Origin of the sequence: Streptomyces sp. NBC_00569 (assembly GCF_036345255.1) — a bacterium.
Classification (GTDB): domain Bacteria; phylum Actinomycetota; class Actinomycetes; order Streptomycetales; family Streptomycetaceae; genus Streptomyces.
Genome location: NZ_CP107783.1, coordinates 198339 through 215682, shown reverse-complemented (window position 1 = coordinate 215682; position 17344 = coordinate 198339). Strand labels below are relative to the sequence as shown.

Below are 17344 nucleotides of genomic sequence, written 5' to 3'. Positions count from 1 at the left end.
GGGGGAGGTCAGGCCGTCAGGCCATGACGTGGCGTGAGGTCTTGGGGCCTGGGCGCCGTCCGGAAGTTACACGCCACCGGTGGGGTGTCAGCGCAAGGCCAGAAGCACCGGGGCGGGACCGCGAAAGAGACGATCCGGCTCAGCTGCGGACGGCACAGACCGCGCTGGCCAGTCGACAGAGGTCGACGTGCCTGCGGGAAATAAGGCGCAAGTCCGGGTTCACGGGAGCAATATGACAGCGGCTTCGCCGGACGGTCAACCTGTCGTGTCCGGATCCTGGGACGAAACCGCCCTCCGTCCCTCACGCACGGCTAGCGCAGAGACGTCGCCAACGGGCTCCTGAACAGCGGGTTCAGCAGTACGGTGCCCGCCGCGACAGGAAGCACCGTCGTCCCGGCATGCGGACTGACGATGCGTTCGGGATCCCCGCAGACATGCGAGTGGTCCACCGCCGCACCCCGGATCTCCTCCAGGTACTCCGGGTTGACCAGGCTGGAGTGCTCGGTGACCACGACCAGATCCGGGTTGAGGACGTCCAGCAGCAGGGCGGTCGCCCGGCCGACCGCCCGGGCCCGCTCACGCAGCAGCCGGTCGGCACGTCGGTCCCCGGCCGCCGCCGCGTCCACCACCAGGAACACGTCGGGCTCGGGCACGATCCCACGCCGCACGGCGGTGTGCGCCACGGCGGTGTTGGAGGCCGTCGCCTCCAGGCAGCCGGACCGTCCACAACTGCAGACCGCCGTGGAGTCCGGCACGGGCAGATGCGCCACGTCCCCGGCACCGGAGCCCGGCCCCTGGTGGACCACCCCGGCGATGCCCAGCGCCGCATCGACCACGTTGCCGATGAAGAGGTGGACCAGGCTGCGCCGGGCGGCGGGCCGTCCGAAGAGGATCTCGGACTGGGCGACGGCGCGAGCGTGGTTGTCGACCCGCACGTCGAGTCCGCCCAGGCCACGGGAGATTTCGGCGGCCAGCGGCCGCTGCGCCCAGCCGAGCCTCTCGTGCCGCACGACCGTCCCCGCGGCCGGGTCCACCCAGCCGCCGAGGGCCGCGCCCACACCCAGCAGGCGCCGGCCTCGCACGGCCTCGCCGAGGAACGCGCGCAGCCCCTGCACGATACGGACCGGCAGGTCGGCGGGGGCGATGCCGTCGTGCGGAAGGCTCCGCCGGTCCAGCAGCCGGCCGCGCAGGTCCAGCAGGCCGAACGTCGAGCCGGGCACCCCGATGTGGACCCCGCCCACCAGCGGGCCGCCGCCCTCCCCGGTGTGCAGGTCGACCGGAATCTGTGGCCTGCCGACACCCTTGCTCGCCACGAGTTCCGGCAACTCCCGCACCAGGCCCAGGCGTACGAGGTCGGTGCACTGCCGCGAGACGGCGGCCGGACTGAGCCCGGAGCGCTCGGCGATCGCCCGGCGGGCGACGGGGCCGTGGTCGAGCACGGTCCGCAGCACCATGGCGGCGTTGGTCTCGCGCCTTCCGTCACCGGTCGCGCGGGAGAGGTGGGGAGCGGCTGTCATGGGAGCCTTCCTTCGGTCCGGCGAGGCCGGGGCGGTCGCAAACGTTACGGCGGCATGAAATCGCGCGGGGCCTGGCGCCCGGCGTGCCGACCAGGTCCCCGACCTGTTCAACACCACAGACGAAATGCCAGGTCAGCCAAGGTATTTCGGCACCACGCCGGAACGATGCGGGGCGTGCACAGAGGCCGATTGAACCACTGCCCAGCACCCCGCGGGACGCCGGCGGGCGCTTGACGTACGCCTCGGGGCGCTGGAAGTCTCCGGGGCATGTTCGCGACGGCAGTTCCCGATGCGCGGCCCGCCCGCGCCGGCCGCCCCGCCATGACGCCCGCATGTCCGGGCCTCTGTACCGCCGCCTGACCGGCAGTTCGCCCACCGAGTTCCGCTCGGCCCCGCTCCACTCGCACCTCCGCTCCCGGACACCGCTCCGTGTCCGCCTGCGGCCGTCTCACGCCTGAATTACTTCCTCTCCAAGATTAATCAACGCGCCATCGGCCGAACCTCTGCACTGACGAGGGGCGACGAGCGCGTCCACCGAAAGGAATTCCCATGTCCGCCACCACCACCGCCCCCGCCGTGACCGTCCAGAAGCTCGGGGGCCGCATCGGCGCGGTCATCTCCGGAGTCCGGCTCGGCGGCGACCTTGCCCCCGAGACCCTCGCGGCGGTCCGGGCAGCGCTGCTCGCCAACAAGGTCGTCTTCTTCCGCGGCCAGGACCACCTGGACGAGGACAGCCACGAAGCCTTCGGCCGCCTGCTCGGCACCCCGGTCGCCCACCCCACCGTCCCGTCGGCCGACGGCCGGTACTCACTCGGCATCGACTCGGACCACGGCGGCCGGGCCAACCAGTGGCACACCGACGTCACGTTCGTCCCCGCCTACCCGGCCTTCTCCATCCTCCGTGCCGTCGTGATCCCGCCGTACGGCGGCAACACCCTCTGGTCCAACACCGCTGCCGCGTACGCCGAACTGCCCGAGCAATTGCGCACCCTGGCGGACAACCTGCGGGCCGTCCACTCCAACGACTACGACTATGCCGCCCTGCGTCCCAACGCCGTGCCGGAGGCGCTCGCCCACTACAAGAAGGTCTTCACCTCGACGAAGTTCCTCACCGAGCACCCGGTCGTCCGCGTGCACCCCGAGACGGGTGAACGCGTCCTGCTGCTGGGGAACTTCGTCCAGCGGATCAGCGGCCTGACCGGCCGGGACTCCCGGGCCCTCGTCGATCTCTTCCAGTCCCACATCGAGCGCCCGGAGAACACCGTCCGCTGGGACTGGCAGGTGGGCGACGTCGCCATCTGGGACAACCGCGCCACCCAGCACTACGGCGTCGACGACTCCGACACCCACGAGCGCAAGCTGCGCCGCGTCACCATCGACGGCGACGTCCCGGTCGGTGTCGACGGCCGCTCCTCCACCCTGATCAGCCCGGAGGCGGTCCCCGACCCGTCCTTCGGTATCGCCTCAGGCGCCTCGACTGCCGAACCCGCGAAGACGACCGCCGCATAAGCGGGTCCATCCCGGTCCCGGCTGGTGGCGTCGCGTCACCCGCCGGGACGCCCCCGCAAGTGATCGCGCTCTTCACCGACCAGCAGCGCTGGGACACGGCGGGTGTGCACGGTAACCGGGGCGGGGGTGACGCAGGAGTTCGACCGGATCCTCCTTGAAGGCACCCTGCTCGAGCAGGCCATGACCCCCAACCCGGTCTGGGCGCCCGCCCGTTCGGCCCTGCTGACGCCCCCCGCGCGTCTGTCGTGCGAGGCCTCAGGCGGACAATGCCAACGGGCGGTCATCGCCCGGGCACTCGCCTTTCCGCACTGACCCCCCGACCGTTCAGGGGTGGCGGTGGCGGCCGTGGAAGAAGACGGCGCGAGCGGCGCGGATCCGGGCGGCCTGGCGGTCGGGGTCCAGGGCCCGGGCGAAGGCTGTGCGCAGTTGTTCGGCGTCGGCGAGGTCGCCGCTGCCGGTGGGGGCGGTCCGCCACAGGAAGGTGTGCTGCTGGACGCCGGTGATGCCGTCGGCGCGAGGTGAGGGCACCCGCAGTTCTTCGCCGTGGGTGAGCATGACTGCGTCCGGATGGAGTGGCCAGCTGTCGGCGGTTTTGGCTTGAGCGAGGATGTAGACCCAGGGGCGGGGGAGCGCGTGTTCCTCGAGGACGGGGACCGTGTCAGCGTGCTCGCCCAGCTCCCACAGCACGGTCAGGCCGAGCCTCTGGTGCAGGCGTAGCACGTCAAACCCACGTCCAGCCGGTAAGCGGGCAAGGTGCGGAGGCTTCTCCCACTGTGCGTACGCCTCCCCTGGTTGAGGGTGGCAGGAGGCCAACCAGGTTTCACCGTCCATGAGTTGACCGTACATCGGGGTGGGGCCCGTGTCAGTTGTTTCACCTGGTCGTTGCCAAGAGCATATGCCGATCAACTTTCGGGGCCAGATTTCCTGATGCGACGTGCCGCCGCCCCAGCATTGCCTTCGCCGACGTGGCGGTGGTGGAAGTCGTGGAGGCTGTCGTGCACGGCCAGATCCGCCGCCGGGGCCTCTCGGCCGAGACGTTCCGCTCCGTCGTGCCGCTTTCCGTCACAGCGGCGGTGAACAGCAGGTTCAAGCCCACCCGATCGGCGATGTGCGCAGCCTGCCGTACCCGACCCCGTACACGCAGGCGCTGACCTCTCAAGCCCCGCGTCGTCGCCCTGGACGACGAGACACCGTGGCCGGCGGCCGACCCCGCACGCGCCCGAGCGATCCGGGGATCGGGTGTCCGTGCGCTGCTTGCCGTTCCTCTGACCCTGCGAGGCACGGTGCTCGGGTTGCTGAGCCTGTATCGGACGAAGCGGGGCGACGCCTTCGAGGAGGAGGAAGTCGGTCTCGCGATGGAATTGGCGGCTCACACCGCCGTGTGCCTCGACCATGCCCGTCGGTTCGCCCGTGAATACACCATCGCCGCAACCATGCAGCGGCATGTGCTCGCTCCATGCAGGCCTTCACAAACAGGCGTCCAAACCGCCCATCTGCTCGTGCCTGGCGCCCGGGGAGCAGGCAGCTGCTTCGACGCCTTGCACCTGCCCGGCGGTCGCATCGCGCTGGTGATCGGCGAAGTCGCCGGACAGGGCATCCACGCCGCAGCCACCATGGGTCAAGTACGCACGGCCGTGCAAACCCTGGCCGCTCTCGACCTGGAGCCCGACAAGCTCTTGGCGCGCCTCAATGACACCGCGACATCCCTGGCTCGCGAGCGGGCCGCGCTGCCGCCGACGACCCGCTACGCCGACAGCCGCTGACCGCCACATGCGTGTACGCGATCTACGACCCACTCGACAGAACCTGCCGCCTCGCCCGGGCCGGCCATTCCCCACCTGTCCTCGTCCACCCCGACGGCACTACGGAGATCCTTGACCTCCCCAACGGGCCGCCACTGGGCAGCGCAGATGGGGCGCCGTTCGCCAAGACAACCCTCTCGCTCGCGCAGGGGAGCGTCCTCGCCCTGTACACCACCTCGCTGGTGTCCGCCCTTTCGTCCAACGGGCCAACCGACCTGGACTGCTTCCGACGGCTGTTGGTCCCCGGCGAGCGGCCCCTGCAGGACATCTGCGACGACATCGTCAAACGGTTGGACAGCGATGCCCCCACCGGCGATGCAGTCCTCCTTCTTGCCCGTACCGGCGACTTCCCCGCCGATCAGGTCGCCGCCTGGGACTTCGACAACAGGCCCGAAACCGTAGGACAGGCTCGGGCGCGCACGCGACGCCGGCTCGACACGTGGGGAGTCGACGACGAGACCGCGTTCACCACTGAATTGATCGTCAGCGAGTTGGTGACCAACGCGATCCGCCACGGCGCTCCACCCGTGCAACTGCGCCTGATCAAAGACCGCACCCTGACATGCGAAGTCCACGACAACAGCCCCTCCGCACCACACATGCGTCACGCCCGCACGGTCGACGAGGGTGGCCGTGGCCTGTTCATCTCCGCGCAACTCAGCGAGAACTGGGGCGTCCGCTACACCTCCGACACGGGCGGCAAGACCGTGTGGACCGAACAGATCCTCCCGGACCAGGCACCGGCGACCGACAATGCCTCGCGCGGTGCCCCCTGACCGCCTGCGGAACGTCCACTCACGTGGAGACGTGCGCCCCCGTCCCGCTCTCCTTACCAGCGATGGCGCTCACAGGAGTCCGAGATGCCCCGGCACCCCGGGGCAAGTTGATCCAGGTGCACCCGGACCGGACCACGGTGAGTCCGGACCACCATCCATGCACGTGGTCCTCTGCGTCAGAGCACCTTGAGCAGTCGTTCTGCCAAGACGGCTGCTGAGGCGGGGTTTTGACCTGTGAAGAGGGTTCGGTCGACCACCGTGTAGGGCTTCCACATCTCGCCCTTGGTGAAGTCGACGCCCAGGTCGACGAGTTCGTCCTCCAGCAGCCAGCGGGCCTTGGGGCCCAACCCGACCGCGTTCTCTTCCTCATTGGTGAACGCGGTGACCCGATAGCCGGCGAAAGGCGACACACCATGAATCCTGGTGGCCAGCATCGCGGCCGGTGCGTGGCAGACGATGGCGAGAGGCTTGCCGGAGGCGAGCGCCTCGGTCAGCAACCGGCCTGCGTCCGCGTCGACGCACAGGTCTTCCATGGGGCCGTGACCGCCCGGCAAGTAGACGGCGTCGTAGTCCTCCAGACGGGCGTCCGCCAAGTGGATCGGCCGCCGCATCACCTCTGCGGAGCGGATGATCTCCTCCAGATCGAGAGCGGTCCGTGCGCCGCCCGCCATCTCGGGGCGCAGGCTCATCATGTCCACTGTCGGGACAACTCCGTTGGGGGTGGCGACCACGACCTGGTGGCCGGCCTCGGTGAGCGCCTTGTACGGGGCCGCGAACTCCTCGGCCCAGTAACCCGTCGCATGCCTGGTGCCGTCTTTGAGCGTCCAGTACGGCGTTCCGGTCATCACGAAAAGTAGCTTCGCCATCGGGTGCCGCCTCCTTGTCTGCATCTGATGCGGTGGGCAAGGAAGGTCAGTGACGCACCCCGCCGTGTCTGGGGCCTTCTCAACTTCCGTCGCCCGTACGCCGCTTCGGGCGGAGGTTTCCAGAAGAGCCGGAGCCAGATCTCGGTTGCCGCCACACGGTTGGGCAGGACGTACGACATGGTGGCGAGAGCGTCAGTGTGGTCGACGACAGGTTAGGGCCGGTGCACTCTCACCGGTCTGCGTCACTCGAACCGACATCGAGTCTTTCCGGCCTGCTCCCGCCTGCTCGCTCTGGCCAGTTGTGCACTTCCCCGGGCCACCACAGGTCCGCGCTCCGGCACGGAGCGTGCGCCTCGGAAACGCCTGGTGAGAGTCGTTTGCGCACCGGCCGCGGCTTGTTGTGGAAGGACCGACATGGGGCGGGTGGACAACGGCTTGCGCGTTGGCGACCAGGACCGAGGAGGCTGCCCGCCAACAGAGGACAGCGAGTCAAAGAGACCCTTAACACGATACTGCTTCGCCATTGCAGCGTCACTCTGACCTGGAGGAAACGTAAGGCGCTCCCGACTAGGCGGTCCGCGGCAGACAACCGGTCAGAACGGCAGGCCATCATCAAAGCCTCCCGAAGGGACCACTGGCCCCAACGGGCGGGGAATCGAATCGTCTGTCGCGCGCCGCCCGCTCGTCAGGAACGACGACCAGGGCTTCCCACGGATGCGATCGACGGTCAGCCGCGGGACGGTGGATGCAGGTGGCGGTTCCGTGTGCCGAAACGGGCGCATGACAGCGGAAACGGTCAACATGGACACGAAACTCGAGGCCCTTGTGCTTCCAGCTGCGTGTGCCGACTGGGCCGACAGCCGATACGCGTCGTTGGAGTGGCTGGGATCGCATCGGGTTGTCTCCGACGCCGAGGCGGCACGGGCCAAGCATGACACCTTGGGACGGCCTTCGACCGGGGACCTGCCCCACCCCGCTCTCCACGCTGCCTGGGACGCCGGTGACCGCGCCGCTGTCCGTACCAGGCGTCGTCCGACTCGCACCGCAGCACCCCCGGCTCACAGGAGCATCTGCCGTGGAATACCTCGTCACCATGACCACCCATGTCCCGGAAGGAACCTCGCAGGCGGAAGTCGACGACATCCGCACCCGTGAGGCCGCGAATTCCTTCAAGCTTGCCGAACGGGGGCAGCTTCTGAGGCTGTGGCGCCCGCCTCTGCAACCGGGGGAGTGGCGAACGCTCGGACTGTTCGCCGCACCAGATGCGGCGCGCCTGGAGGATGTCCTGTCCTCGATGCCGTTGCGTGTGTGGCGGAGTGACGAGGTCACTCCCCTGACGCCGCACCCGAACGACCCGGGGCCGGCCTACGGCGCGTCGGGCGCCGCCAAGGAGTTCCTGGTGGCCTTCGCTCCCGCCGCTCTCCAGGACACCACCTCCCAGGCACTGAGGGACGCCAGTGCAGCGGAAGCGGTCAGCGCGAAGGCACTCGCCGGACAAGGACACCTGATGCGGCTGTGGAGGACGCCCGGCGAGGGCCACGCGCTCGGCCTCTGGCGCGCCCGGGACGCCGCCGAGATGCAGACCGTGCTGGACTCACTCCCCCTGGCACCATGGCTCTCCATGGAGACGACGCCGCTGAGTGAGCATCCCAGTGACCCGGGGCCGGTCAGGAGCTGACGGCTGCCTTGTCCGGGCGGCGCTTGGAGGCGGATTGCCACCGGGTTGGCATGTTGCCGGGTAAGGCGCCCACAGCGATTGCCCGCAACCGACGCCGCCCAAGCTGATCTCGATTGCGAGGCGTCCAGCCCGTCGATGTTCGCCGCGAGGGTCCGGAGGTAGTCGGCCACGTCACTGGCCTTGGAATGCTGCCCTGTCCAGGGCAGGGACGGCGAGCCGGGAACGTACCAGTCGATGTCGTCCGCGAACACCTTGACGACCGCATCTGGGTCTCCGGCGGCCAGCAGACCGACGAACTTCTCCACAACCTCACGTGTTGCCATCATCGAAAACCCTTCCTGGACAGACCTTCCAGGATGATGGGGGAGCGCGTGTCACTCCTGAGCCCGTACGGCTCGCCGTCGCACGCAGGTGGGAAGGCCGCGCCCACAGCCCCACGCCCCACAACCTTGGCCCGGGCAGCTCCGAGCTCATGTGCCCTGCACTTGCCATCGAAACTCGGCGTATTAGCGTGGCCTTGGCGGGGGTGGTCCGCTCGACCAGGGAGATGCACCGATGGCCACGCTCATCGCCGTGAATGTCGGGATGCCGCGGGATGTTCCCTGGAAGGGCCGAGTGACGCATACGGGGGTGTGGAAGCGGCCGGTCACGGGCCCGCGGATGGTCAGGAAGCTGAACATCGACGGAGACGGCCAAGGCGACCTTGCCGGTCACGGCGGTCCGTACCGGGCAGTGCTGGTGTACCAGGTGGACTCCTACCGGCACTGGCAGAAGCACCTGCACCGCGGCGATCTCACTCATGGCCAGTTCGGTGAGAACTTCACTGTGGACGGCCTGCCCGACGACGAAGTGTGCATCGGCGACCACTACCGCATCGGCGATGCGCTGTTCGAAGTAACGCAGCCTCGGGTGACGTGCTACCGCGTAGGCCTTCGCATGGACGAACCGCAGATGCCCGCCCTGCTGGTCGCTCATGGACGCCCAGGCTTCTACTTCAAAGTGCTGACCGAAGGATTCGTCCGAGCCGGAGACGAGATCGTCAAAGTCTCCGCCGGGCCGGAAGCCATGACCGTCGCCGAGATCGACGCCGTCCTCTACAAACCTGGGCGCTCGCGCTCCCAGGTCGAACGGGCGCTCCGCATTCCCGCGCTCAGCCCCGGCTGGAAGACGTCCATGCAGTCGCTTCTGGACGACTACGACCAGAAGGGCTCGTCAACAGGCAGTACGGGAGGCAACACAGGCCTGACGTCCGCCGCGACCAGCCCGCCGCCGGCCTGGCCTGGCTTCCGACCCCTGGTGGTCAAGCACATCGCCCCGGAGAGCAGGAGCATCTTCTCCCTCACCCTCGCTGCCACCGACGGCAGCCCGCTCCCCGCCGCGCTGCCCGGCCAGTTCATCACCGTCCGAATGCGCCCCGATCCGCACGGCACGCCCGTCATCCGCAGCTACTCCCTGTCCGCGCGCCCCGGAGACGCGCAATACCGGATCAGCGTCAAACAGGAACCCCACGGCGTGGCCAGCACCTACCTGGATCAACACGTCGCGGTCGACGACGTCCTGGATGTGGCTGCCCCGCGAGGCACATTCACCCTTGCCGAGGACGAGGCAGCCATCGTGCTGGTCTCCGCCGGCGTCGGAGCCACCCCGGTGCTCGCCATGCTCCATGCACTGGCCGACAGCCGCGACCCGCGCCCGGTGTGGTGGGTCCACGGAGCCCGGGACGGCACGGAGCATCCTTTCGCCCACGAAGCACGCGCTCTGCTGTCCCGCCTTCCGTCCGGCCGACGGCATGTCTCCTACAGCCGCCCGCGCGACGACGACCGTCTCGGCGACGACTACACCTCCACCGGCCGGCTCACCGCTCAGGTGCTCGAGGACCTTGACTTCCCACCGGACGCGAACGCCTACATCTGCGGTCCGGTGGCGTTCATGGACGACATGACAAAAGCACTCGTGGACTGCGGCCTGGACCCTGCACGGATCCACACAGAGACCTTCGGATCCGTGACCGCGATCACGCCCGGAGTGGTCCCGACCGATACGCCGCCCCCGCATCTGCCCGCTCATCCACCCGGACCAGGCACCGGCCCCTCCGTCTCCTTCGCCCGCAGCGGCCTGACCGTCCCCTGGGACCCCGGCTACGGCACACTTCTGGAACTCGCCGAAGCATGCGACGTCCCCGTTCAGTGGTCGTGCCGCACCGGTGTCTGTCACACCTGCGAGACCGCAGTCGTCTCCGGCCATGTCGACTACCTTCCCGACCCTATCGACCTACCGGCCGAGGGCAACGCCCTCATCTGCTGCTCACAGCCACCCACGGATCTGATCCTCGACCTGTGACTTCACCTATTGCCACCGAAGTTGCGCACGCTGGTGATCGACCGGGCTCAGGATCTCCTTGTCGGAGTGACCTTCGCAGGACAGGCACTGCAGATCTCGTCCTTTCGGCCACCACCGCCATCGTGGGTCGCGTAGTGGCCTGTGGTTCCCAGCTACCTGCCCCCAGCGAAGTCTGACTGCGGCTGCTGGAGCAATTGAGGGCGCAACGCGACACCGAACAGCGGATGTGAGAGACCTGACGAGGCATTCTGTGAAGGCTCTTACCGCGCGGCCCCAGCGAAAGGCATCGAATCGGGGCCACCACAGCCGGCCCTGCCCCTTGAGCGTCCCGGCGACACCCATTTCATCTCTCGGGACGCAGAAGGAGTGAGAACGGAGGATGGGGAGTTTCCTGCCGGGCCGTCAGGAGGCCGTTGCCGGGTGCGGGTCGCCGAGGTATGGAAACCGGTCCAGGGTGTCGGCGTGCGGCGTCAGACCGGTGGGCGGCGCCTCGTTCTTGGTGAGGAACGCGACGCGGATGTCGATGACGTCTTCCGTGAAAGTCCGGCCATTCGGGTACGCGGCAGGCTTGGACGGGTCGAAGTGCAGCACGTCCGGCAGCAGGCCGTGCTCGTCGAGCGCGGTGATCGCCTCCTCACGCGAGTAGCCGCCGGTGTGGCCCAGCAGGTGGACGAACTGGTCCGTCCACCTGGCGCGGTCGTTGACCGGCTCGCTGGCGTTGTACTCCTCCTTCGTGTCGTCGGTGTTGAAGAAGCTGCTCATTGACGGGTGTCCGGCCCGGTCCGCGTGGACGAGCTCACCGTCGCGCAGGACGCTGCACCGGCCCCAGATGTGCAGCTCGGACTGGGGGGCCAGCTCCGCCGTCGGCAGTTCGATGGCCATGGAGAAGACATTGGCCGTGCTGTTGGAGTCGACGCCGGTCCATGGGGACTTGCCGCCCAGATGCGGCGCGGTGAAGTTCCGCTTGCCGCTGGTGTCGAAAAGACTCTTGATTCCGTCGAAGTCGAAGAAGAAGGCGTCACTGCGGCTGCCTGCGGCCACCTTGTAGTCGCCGCTGCTGACCACGTTGGCCTGGGTGCCGAAGGAGACGGCGGCGTCCGACACGATCTTGGTGCCGACCGCCTCCGGCTTGCGGGACTCCGCACCGGTTGCCATGTAGACGCTGTAGGTCTGCGAGCCGTCGGATGCCGGGGGGTTGAAGACCCAGCTGATGGCGCTGTCGGTCAGGTAATCGCCGTCGTTGTCGATGTTCAGGCGGTATACGGCGTCGGGGTGCATGGCATCTGCGTTGGGATTGGCGTTGAGGATGAGAACGGTCCTGCTCGGATCGCCGGGTGCCCCGAAGGCGTACAGGTCGCACAGATCGAGGCGCTGGTCGCCGAGTGGTGGCCCAAGGCTGAGGCCGGTGAAGTGGTTGGACATGTCTGGCCCTTCCTCTGTTTGCTCGCTGGAATACCGCCAGAACACGGAACGGCCGATCCGCGGCTCGTGAGGTTTACCTGTGCCCGGCGGTAGAGCGACGCTAGCCCGCCACAGCAGTCCGACCCTTGACGGAGGAAGCGCTGCCTTCAAACAACGCTCGAATGGGTCACCGACCGGAGCAACGGTTGCCCGACGCACTGCAGCCAGCGGCAGGCTGGTGCCGCATCAGGCGTGGCGCTCTCGCCAAATGATGCAGCGGCGGATCGTGTTGCCCTGCAGCTGAGCGAGGCGCTCACCGGCGGTGGAGGACGGCTGTAGAACGCCTGCGAGCTGCCGATGGACCTGCTACGTGTGATCCCCGAACACGTCCGGCGAGACCAACTGCCCGACTGTCCGATGTGAATCGGGCCGCAAGACTTCCCGTACGTTGACTCTCCGCCCCGGGGCAAGGTGCCGCGTCAAGACGGCTCGGGAGTCCACAGTTGGCTGCACATCCGGGGCCAAACCCGCACTGATCTGGACACGATCTGCGAGACCGTGCCAGGGCGCTGGTCTCCGGGATACAGAACATCACTCAGCGCCGAGCCGCTGCCGTTCTGATCTGGTGCGGGCCTTCCTGAGCCGTATCCAGTCAATGAGGCTGCAGCCCAACGCAGGCAAGGTCCTGTGGAGTTCGACCCGGCCCTCCCAGCGCACGGCGAGTCGCTTGAACTGGTGGACTAAGGTGAAGTCCTGCTCGACGGTGTAGCGGAGCTTGCCCAGGCTGCCCCTGATGTTCGCAGCGCCTCACCGGGAGATCTCCGGCAAGATCCGGAGCCGACGGTGGGCCGGGGGCCTCGATGGCGTGGCCATGATTTTCGTCGTGCTCGGTGGGGCGCTGCGGATCCTCGGCGGGCCAACGCCAAGGACAGCCCGACTCCTGACACCACTGGCTGCCACCAACCCCCACCGCACCGTGCAAGCGGCGAACGTCAGCGGTCAACAGGCTCCAGCCAACTGCTTGTGGGCCTGAAGCCAGGCCTGGTAGAAGGAACGGCCAGCCTCACTGAAACCCCAGCCCTCGGCGACCGCCGACAGCAACCCGTCACAATCAGGGGAGTACAACCGTGAAAGACGGTGCACGAAACTGGCACTTCAGGCGACGAGTTGCCGTTCTGTACGGCCTTTCGGGCGTCATCGTCACCGGGACGGCAAGGCTCGCAGAGTCGGGGCTGGGGTTCAATTTGTCGGACCTTCTCCTGGTGCTCATAGGCGCGGCCACAGGCGCCCTTTTGGGACTGTTCCTTCCGCGCAGCTGGATTCCGTCCAGCAAGGAATGATCACGTGATTGGTCGGAGGTCTGACGCGATCACCACGTGGCGGACGCGGACGTGTGTTGCCAGGACGGGCAGCCGGCTTCGCGACGGAACTGCCGTCGGCGCGGTATGGGTAGCGCGGACCGGGAGGGCGTTGCTGTCGAAGACGCGGACCGGGCGGCCCGAGCTGTCCATGGGGCCGGTCGCGGGGCGGGTCGCACGTAGCGTTCTCGGCCCTGACGATCCCGTCCGCGCGAGGTCGTGGGCGAATACTGAGGCCTTTCCAACCTGGCTGCGCAGCAAGGCGGTTGGCCCAGGGCGGCGTTGAGGGAAAGGCGAAGTTCCTGTAGATGGGTTGTCGACCAAGATCAGCCTGTCCGCCCGGAGCTTCACGTGCTTGTCTACCCATCGGGGATCGATCTGTCCGGCTCGACTCTGCGCTACCTGTCCGAACTGCTGACAGCTCGGTGCCGTGAGCGCGGCACGCGCTGGCGCCGACTGACTGCTGACCGACAGGCCCTGCTCGCGCTGGCCCACGTGCGCTGCGGACGTGCGCCCAGCTCGCGGCTGGCTTCGGGATCGGGCTGGCCACCGTCTACCGATACATCGCCGAGGCGGTTGAGGTCCTGGCCGCCCTCGCCCCCACCCTTAAGCAGGCCATGACCGTCGCCGCCAACAAGGCGTTCGTGATCCTGGACGGCACCCTGCTGCACGTCGACCGCATTGCCGCCGACCGCCCCTACTACTCTGGCAAGCACAAGCGTTACGGCATGAACGTCCAGGTCATCGCCGATGCGTTCGGACGCCTGCTCTGGGTCTCACCTGCCCTGCCGGGTGCCGTCCATGACATCAAGGCCGCACGCACCCACGGCATCATCGAAGCACTCACCCAAGCCGGCATCCGGACGTGGGCAGACAAGGGATATCAGGGAACTCGGGGGACGATCCGGGTGCCTTACCGGGGCCGCTGGAGCACGCTCCCAGCCGGGAAGCGGGCGGTGAACTCCTCAAACGCCAAGATCCGAGCCGTCGGAGAGCAGGCCAACGCCACCCTGAAGAGTTGGCAGCTCCGGCGCAAACTCCGGTGCAGCACCGCCCGTATCACCGACATCGTCAAGGCCGTGCTGGTCTTGCACCTCGCCACGGCAGCCCGAGGTCGCTACGGCCGGAGGCAGGACAAGGACAGCGCCGCCATCAACGACAGCAAGGGAGCCCGCTCACCGTGGCAGACGTCAGAGTCACCTACGACAGGACCGTGGACGCAGCGTACATATACCTCACCGAACCGCAGGCCCGCGTGAAGTCGGCGCGCATGTATCCCTGCGATCCAGTGGACGTCGACGGCATGATCAACCTCGACTTTGACGAGCAGGGCCGCCTCATCGGCATCGAGGTGTTGGCTGCCAGTTCAAAACTGCCCGAGTACCTGCTCCAGTCCACGGAGCGACTGGATACCGAAGGTGCATGAAACAGCCGATCACCGCGCTCGCGACGACCGCGGTGCGCCTTACAGCAGGTTGGAAAAGGCTCACTGGCTCTGCCCTTGAGTCCCGGCTGAGTGTCCAAATGCGGGACAACGCCGACGCACACTAGGCTGCTTCGGGGCGAAGAGGGGTCGTGGTCTCAATGATGGTCCCTATCGCTCCAATGTCGTGCGGTGTTGTCGGAGCCCTCCTGCGGACGGCTCCGACGCCCGGGGCGGGGAGTGCGCTCACGCGGTGCTCTCCTGGGGCACCAGAGGTAGTGGCGGGATGTCGGGGCGGGCGTCCCGAGAGGGCTGGTGCAGTGCCCACGGTCAGATGTCGAGGAAGCGGACGTCCTTGGCGTTGCGCTGGATGAAGTGGCGGCGGGCTTCGACGTCCTCGCCCATCAGGACGGAGAAGAGGTCGTCGGCGACGGCTGCGTCATCGAGGGTGACCTGGCCCAGGACCCGATGGTCTGGGTCCATGGTGGTGACGCGCAGTTCCTCGGCGTTCATCTCGCCCAAGCCCTTGAAGCGCTGGATGGAATCATCCTTGATCCGGCGGCCGTGCTGCCGGCCCTGTTCCAGGAGCATGTTGCGTTCGCGGTCGGAGTAGGCGTATTCGACGTGGTCACGACTCCACTTGATCTTGTAGAGCGGGGGGCGGGACAGGTAGACGTGGCCATCTTCGATCAGTGGCCGCATGAAGCGGAAAAGGAAGGTGAGCAGCAGGGTGTTGATGTGCTGGCCGTCGACGTCGGCGTCCGCCATCAAGATGATTTTGTGGTAGCGGAGCCTGCCGATATCGAAGTCCTCGTGCACGCCCGTGCCGAACGCGGAGATGATCGCCTGGATCTCCTGGTTGTGCAGGATTTTGTCGATCCGGGCTTTCTCCACATTGAGGATCTTGCCGCGGATCGGGAGGATCGCCTGGTGCTGCGGGTTGCGGCCGGATTTGGCCGAGCCGCCGGCGGAGTCTCCTTCGACGATGAAGATCTCCGACATCGCCGGGTCGTTCGACTGGCAGTCGGACAGCTTGCCCGGCAGCGCCGCCGTTTCCAGCAGGCCCTTGCGACGGGTCAGGTCGCGCGCCTTGCGGGCCGCGACCCGGGCCGTGGCCGCCTGGACGGCCTTGCGCACGATGTCCGCGGCCTCGTTCGGGTTGCGGTCGAACCAGTCGCTCAGGTGCTCGTGGACAACCTTCTGCACGAAGGTGCGCGCCTCGGTGTTGCCGAGTTTGGTCTTGGTCTGACCCTCGAACTGCGGTTCGCCGAGCTTGACCGAGATGATTGCGGTCAGTCCCTCGCGGATGTCCTCGCCGGAGAGGTTGGCGTCCTTTTCGCGCAGCAGTTTCTTCTCCCGCGCGTAGCGGTTGACCACGGTGGTCAGTGCCGTGCGGAAGCCCTCCTCGTGGGTGCCGCCCTCATGGGTGTGGATGGCGTTGGCGTAGGAGTACACGCTGTCGGTGTACTGGCCGTTCCACTGCAGGGCTACCTCGGCCGACAGCACCCGTTCCACGTCCTCGGCGGCGATGGTGATGACCGAGGGATGGACCGGTTCGCCCTTGCGGGCATTGAGGTAGGCGACGAAGTCGGTGATGCCGCCGTCGTAGCGGTAGGAGACCGTCTTCGCTGCCGGGTCCGAGTCGGCTTCGTCGGCCGCGGCCGTCGCGCGCGCGGAGGGCCGTTCGTCGGTGAGGGCCAGGGTGAGCCCGCGGTTGAGGAAGGCCATCTCCCGGAAACGCCTGGACAGCGTCTCGAAGGAGTATTCGGTGGTCTCGAAGATGCCGCCGTCTGCCCAGAACGTCAAGGAGGTGCCCGTTCGGGAGGTGACCTCGTGGCGGGCCAGTTGGGCGGTGGGAGCGCCGTCTTTGTAGTCCTGTGTCCACCGGTAGCCGTCGGTCCAGATCTCCGCCGACAGCCGGGTCGACAGCGCGTTGACCACTGACAGGCCCACACCGTGCAGACCGCCGGAGACCGCGTAGCCGCCGCCCCCGAACTTCCCGCCCGCGTGCAGCACTGTCAGCACCAGCTCGACGGCCGGCCGCTTCTCCACTGGGTGCATCCCCACCGGGATGCCGCGGCCGTTGTCGACCACCCGTACCCCGCCGTCGGCGAGGATCGTCACGTCGATCCGGTCGGCCACTCCCGCGAGGGCCTCGTCCACGGAGTTGTCCACGAGCTCCTGCACCAGGTGGTGCAGCCCCAGCTCTCCCGTGGAGCCGATGTACATCCCTGGCCGCTTGCGCACCGCGTCCAGGCCGTCCAGAACAGTGATCGCGTTGGCGTCATACGACGCCATACCCGCATGGCCGGGCTGCTGGGAACCGGGGGTATCGGTGGCGGGGCGAGTGTCGTAAGTGGTCACAGATGCTCTCTTTCGGGCATGGCAGACCGCGCTCCCACACCACGGTGCGGGAGCGGTCGGACAGTTGGCGAAGACAGGGCACGGCAGCCCAAACAAGGCCCCGGGCCTCATGGGCCTCGGGACCCTCGACTACCGGGACGCTGTCCAGAATATCGGAGGTACCTCTTACCGATGGGGTGAGAACATCCCTATGTGCCTCTGTGCGGCCCCTGGACCGACAGAGGCGATCCCCCCTGCCTCAACCTCATGAAAATGCGACCGGGGGGCACCTGGTGGCCTTCCTGACGCCTTCTCGCGTAGCGCCCCAGAG

The 17344-nt window shown here is 67.7% G+C and carries 12 protein-coding genes and 2 pseudogenes; 7 read left to right on the top strand and 7 right to left on the bottom strand.

Translation table 11 applies throughout. The features are described 5' to 3' along the window. Nucleotides 1–139 precede the first annotated feature (139 nt). Nucleotides 140–223, bottom strand: a complete 84-nt coding sequence (locus OHO83_RS01020; protein WP_382476492.1) for a putative leader peptide — start codon at nucleotides 221–223, stop codon at nucleotides 140–142. Between the two features lie 88 nt (nucleotides 224–311). Then, nucleotides 312–1517: an ROK family transcriptional regulator gene (locus OHO83_RS01015; protein ID WP_266679863.1), complete on the bottom strand. Its 1206-nt coding sequence runs from the start codon at nucleotides 1515–1517 to the stop codon at nucleotides 312–314. Nucleotides 1518–2066: 549 nt separating this feature from the next. On the opposite strand from OHO83_RS01015, the gene OHO83_RS01010 reads away from it, so the two are divergent. Beyond that, the gene (locus OHO83_RS01010; protein ID WP_329431589.1) at nucleotides 2067–3026 is read left to right on the top strand and encodes a TauD/TfdA dioxygenase family protein; all 960 of its coding nucleotides are present in this window, start codon (nucleotides 2067–2069) and stop codon (nucleotides 3024–3026) included. 324 nt (nucleotides 3027–3350) lie between these two features. Here OHO83_RS01010 and OHO83_RS01005 read toward each other — a convergent pair whose 3' ends face one another. Continuing rightward, the gene (locus tag OHO83_RS01005) at nucleotides 3351–3746 is read right to left on the bottom strand and encodes a hypothetical protein (RefSeq protein WP_330278452.1); all 396 of its coding nucleotides are present in this window, start codon (nucleotides 3744–3746) and stop codon (nucleotides 3351–3353) included. A gap of 455 nt (nucleotides 3747–4201) precedes the next feature. Here OHO83_RS01005 and OHO83_RS01000 point away from each other — a divergent pair, with 455 nt between their 5' ends. Together OHO83_RS01000 and OHO83_RS00995 are read left to right on the top strand one after the other, a co-directional pair. Continuing rightward, entirely contained in the window at nucleotides 4202–4789 is a 588-nt protein-coding gene (locus tag OHO83_RS01000; protein ID WP_330280698.1) for a PP2C family protein-serine/threonine phosphatase, read from the top strand. Nucleotides 4790–4800: 11 nt separating this feature from the next. Continuing rightward, nucleotides 4801–5604 carry an ATP-binding SpoIIE family protein phosphatase gene (locus OHO83_RS00995; RefSeq protein WP_330278451.1) on the top strand — a complete coding sequence of 268 codons (804 nt, stop codon included), beginning with the start codon at nucleotides 4801–4803 and terminating at the stop codon, nucleotides 5602–5604. A 176-nt stretch (nucleotides 5605–5780) separates the two neighbouring features. Here OHO83_RS00995 and OHO83_RS00990 read toward each other — a convergent pair whose 3' ends face one another. Further along, the gene (locus tag OHO83_RS00990) at nucleotides 5781–6470 is read right to left on the bottom strand and encodes a type 1 glutamine amidotransferase domain-containing protein (RefSeq protein ID WP_329431585.1); all 690 of its coding nucleotides are present in this window, start codon (nucleotides 6468–6470) and stop codon (nucleotides 5781–5783) included. A gap of 1075 nt (nucleotides 6471–7545) precedes the next feature. Between OHO83_RS00990 and OHO83_RS00985 the strand changes: the two genes are divergently transcribed. After that, entirely contained in the window at nucleotides 7546–8148 is a 603-nt protein-coding gene (locus OHO83_RS00985) for a muconolactone Delta-isomerase family protein (RefSeq protein WP_329431584.1), read from the top strand. Nucleotides 8149–8270: 122 nt separating this feature from the next. Here the strand turns inward: OHO83_RS00985 and OHO83_RS46840 are convergent. Next, a pseudogene (locus OHO83_RS46840) lies at nucleotides 8271–8471 on the bottom strand (nuclear transport factor 2 family protein); the annotation flags it as partial. Nucleotides 8472–8703: 232 nt separating this feature from the next. Between OHO83_RS46840 and OHO83_RS00980 the strand changes: the two are divergent. After that, complete coding sequence (locus tag OHO83_RS00980) at nucleotides 8704–10488, top strand: MOSC and FAD-binding oxidoreductase domain-containing protein (protein WP_330278450.1); 1785 nt, start codon at nucleotides 8704–8706, stop codon at nucleotides 10486–10488. 402 nt (nucleotides 10489–10890) lie between these two features. Here OHO83_RS00980 and OHO83_RS00975 read toward each other — a convergent pair whose 3' ends face one another. Further along, entirely contained in the window at nucleotides 10891–11910 is a 1020-nt protein-coding gene (locus tag OHO83_RS00975; protein WP_330278449.1) for a DUF4331 family protein, read from the bottom strand. A 1688-nt stretch (nucleotides 11911–13598) separates the two neighbouring features. Between OHO83_RS00975 and OHO83_RS00970 the strand changes: the two are divergent. Both OHO83_RS00970 and OHO83_RS00965 read left to right on the top strand, forming a co-directional pair. Further along, nucleotides 13599–14356: pseudogene (locus tag OHO83_RS00970) on the top strand (transposase family protein); the annotation flags it as partial. Continuing rightward, complete coding sequence (locus tag OHO83_RS00965) at nucleotides 14290–14673, top strand: DUF2283 domain-containing protein (RefSeq protein WP_330278448.1); 384 nt, start codon at nucleotides 14290–14292, stop codon at nucleotides 14671–14673. The pseudogene OHO83_RS00970 and the gene OHO83_RS00965, both read left to right, overlap by 67 nt. A gap of 327 nt (nucleotides 14674–15000) precedes the next feature. Here the strand turns inward: OHO83_RS00965 and gyrB are convergent, their stop codons facing one another. Next, nucleotides 15001–17034 (bottom strand): DNA topoisomerase (ATP-hydrolyzing) subunit B, encoded by a 2034-nt coding sequence (gyrB, locus tag OHO83_RS00960; protein ID WP_330278447.1) that lies wholly within the window; start codon nucleotides 17032–17034, stop codon nucleotides 15001–15003. Between the last annotated feature and the right edge of the window lie 310 nt (nucleotides 17035–17344).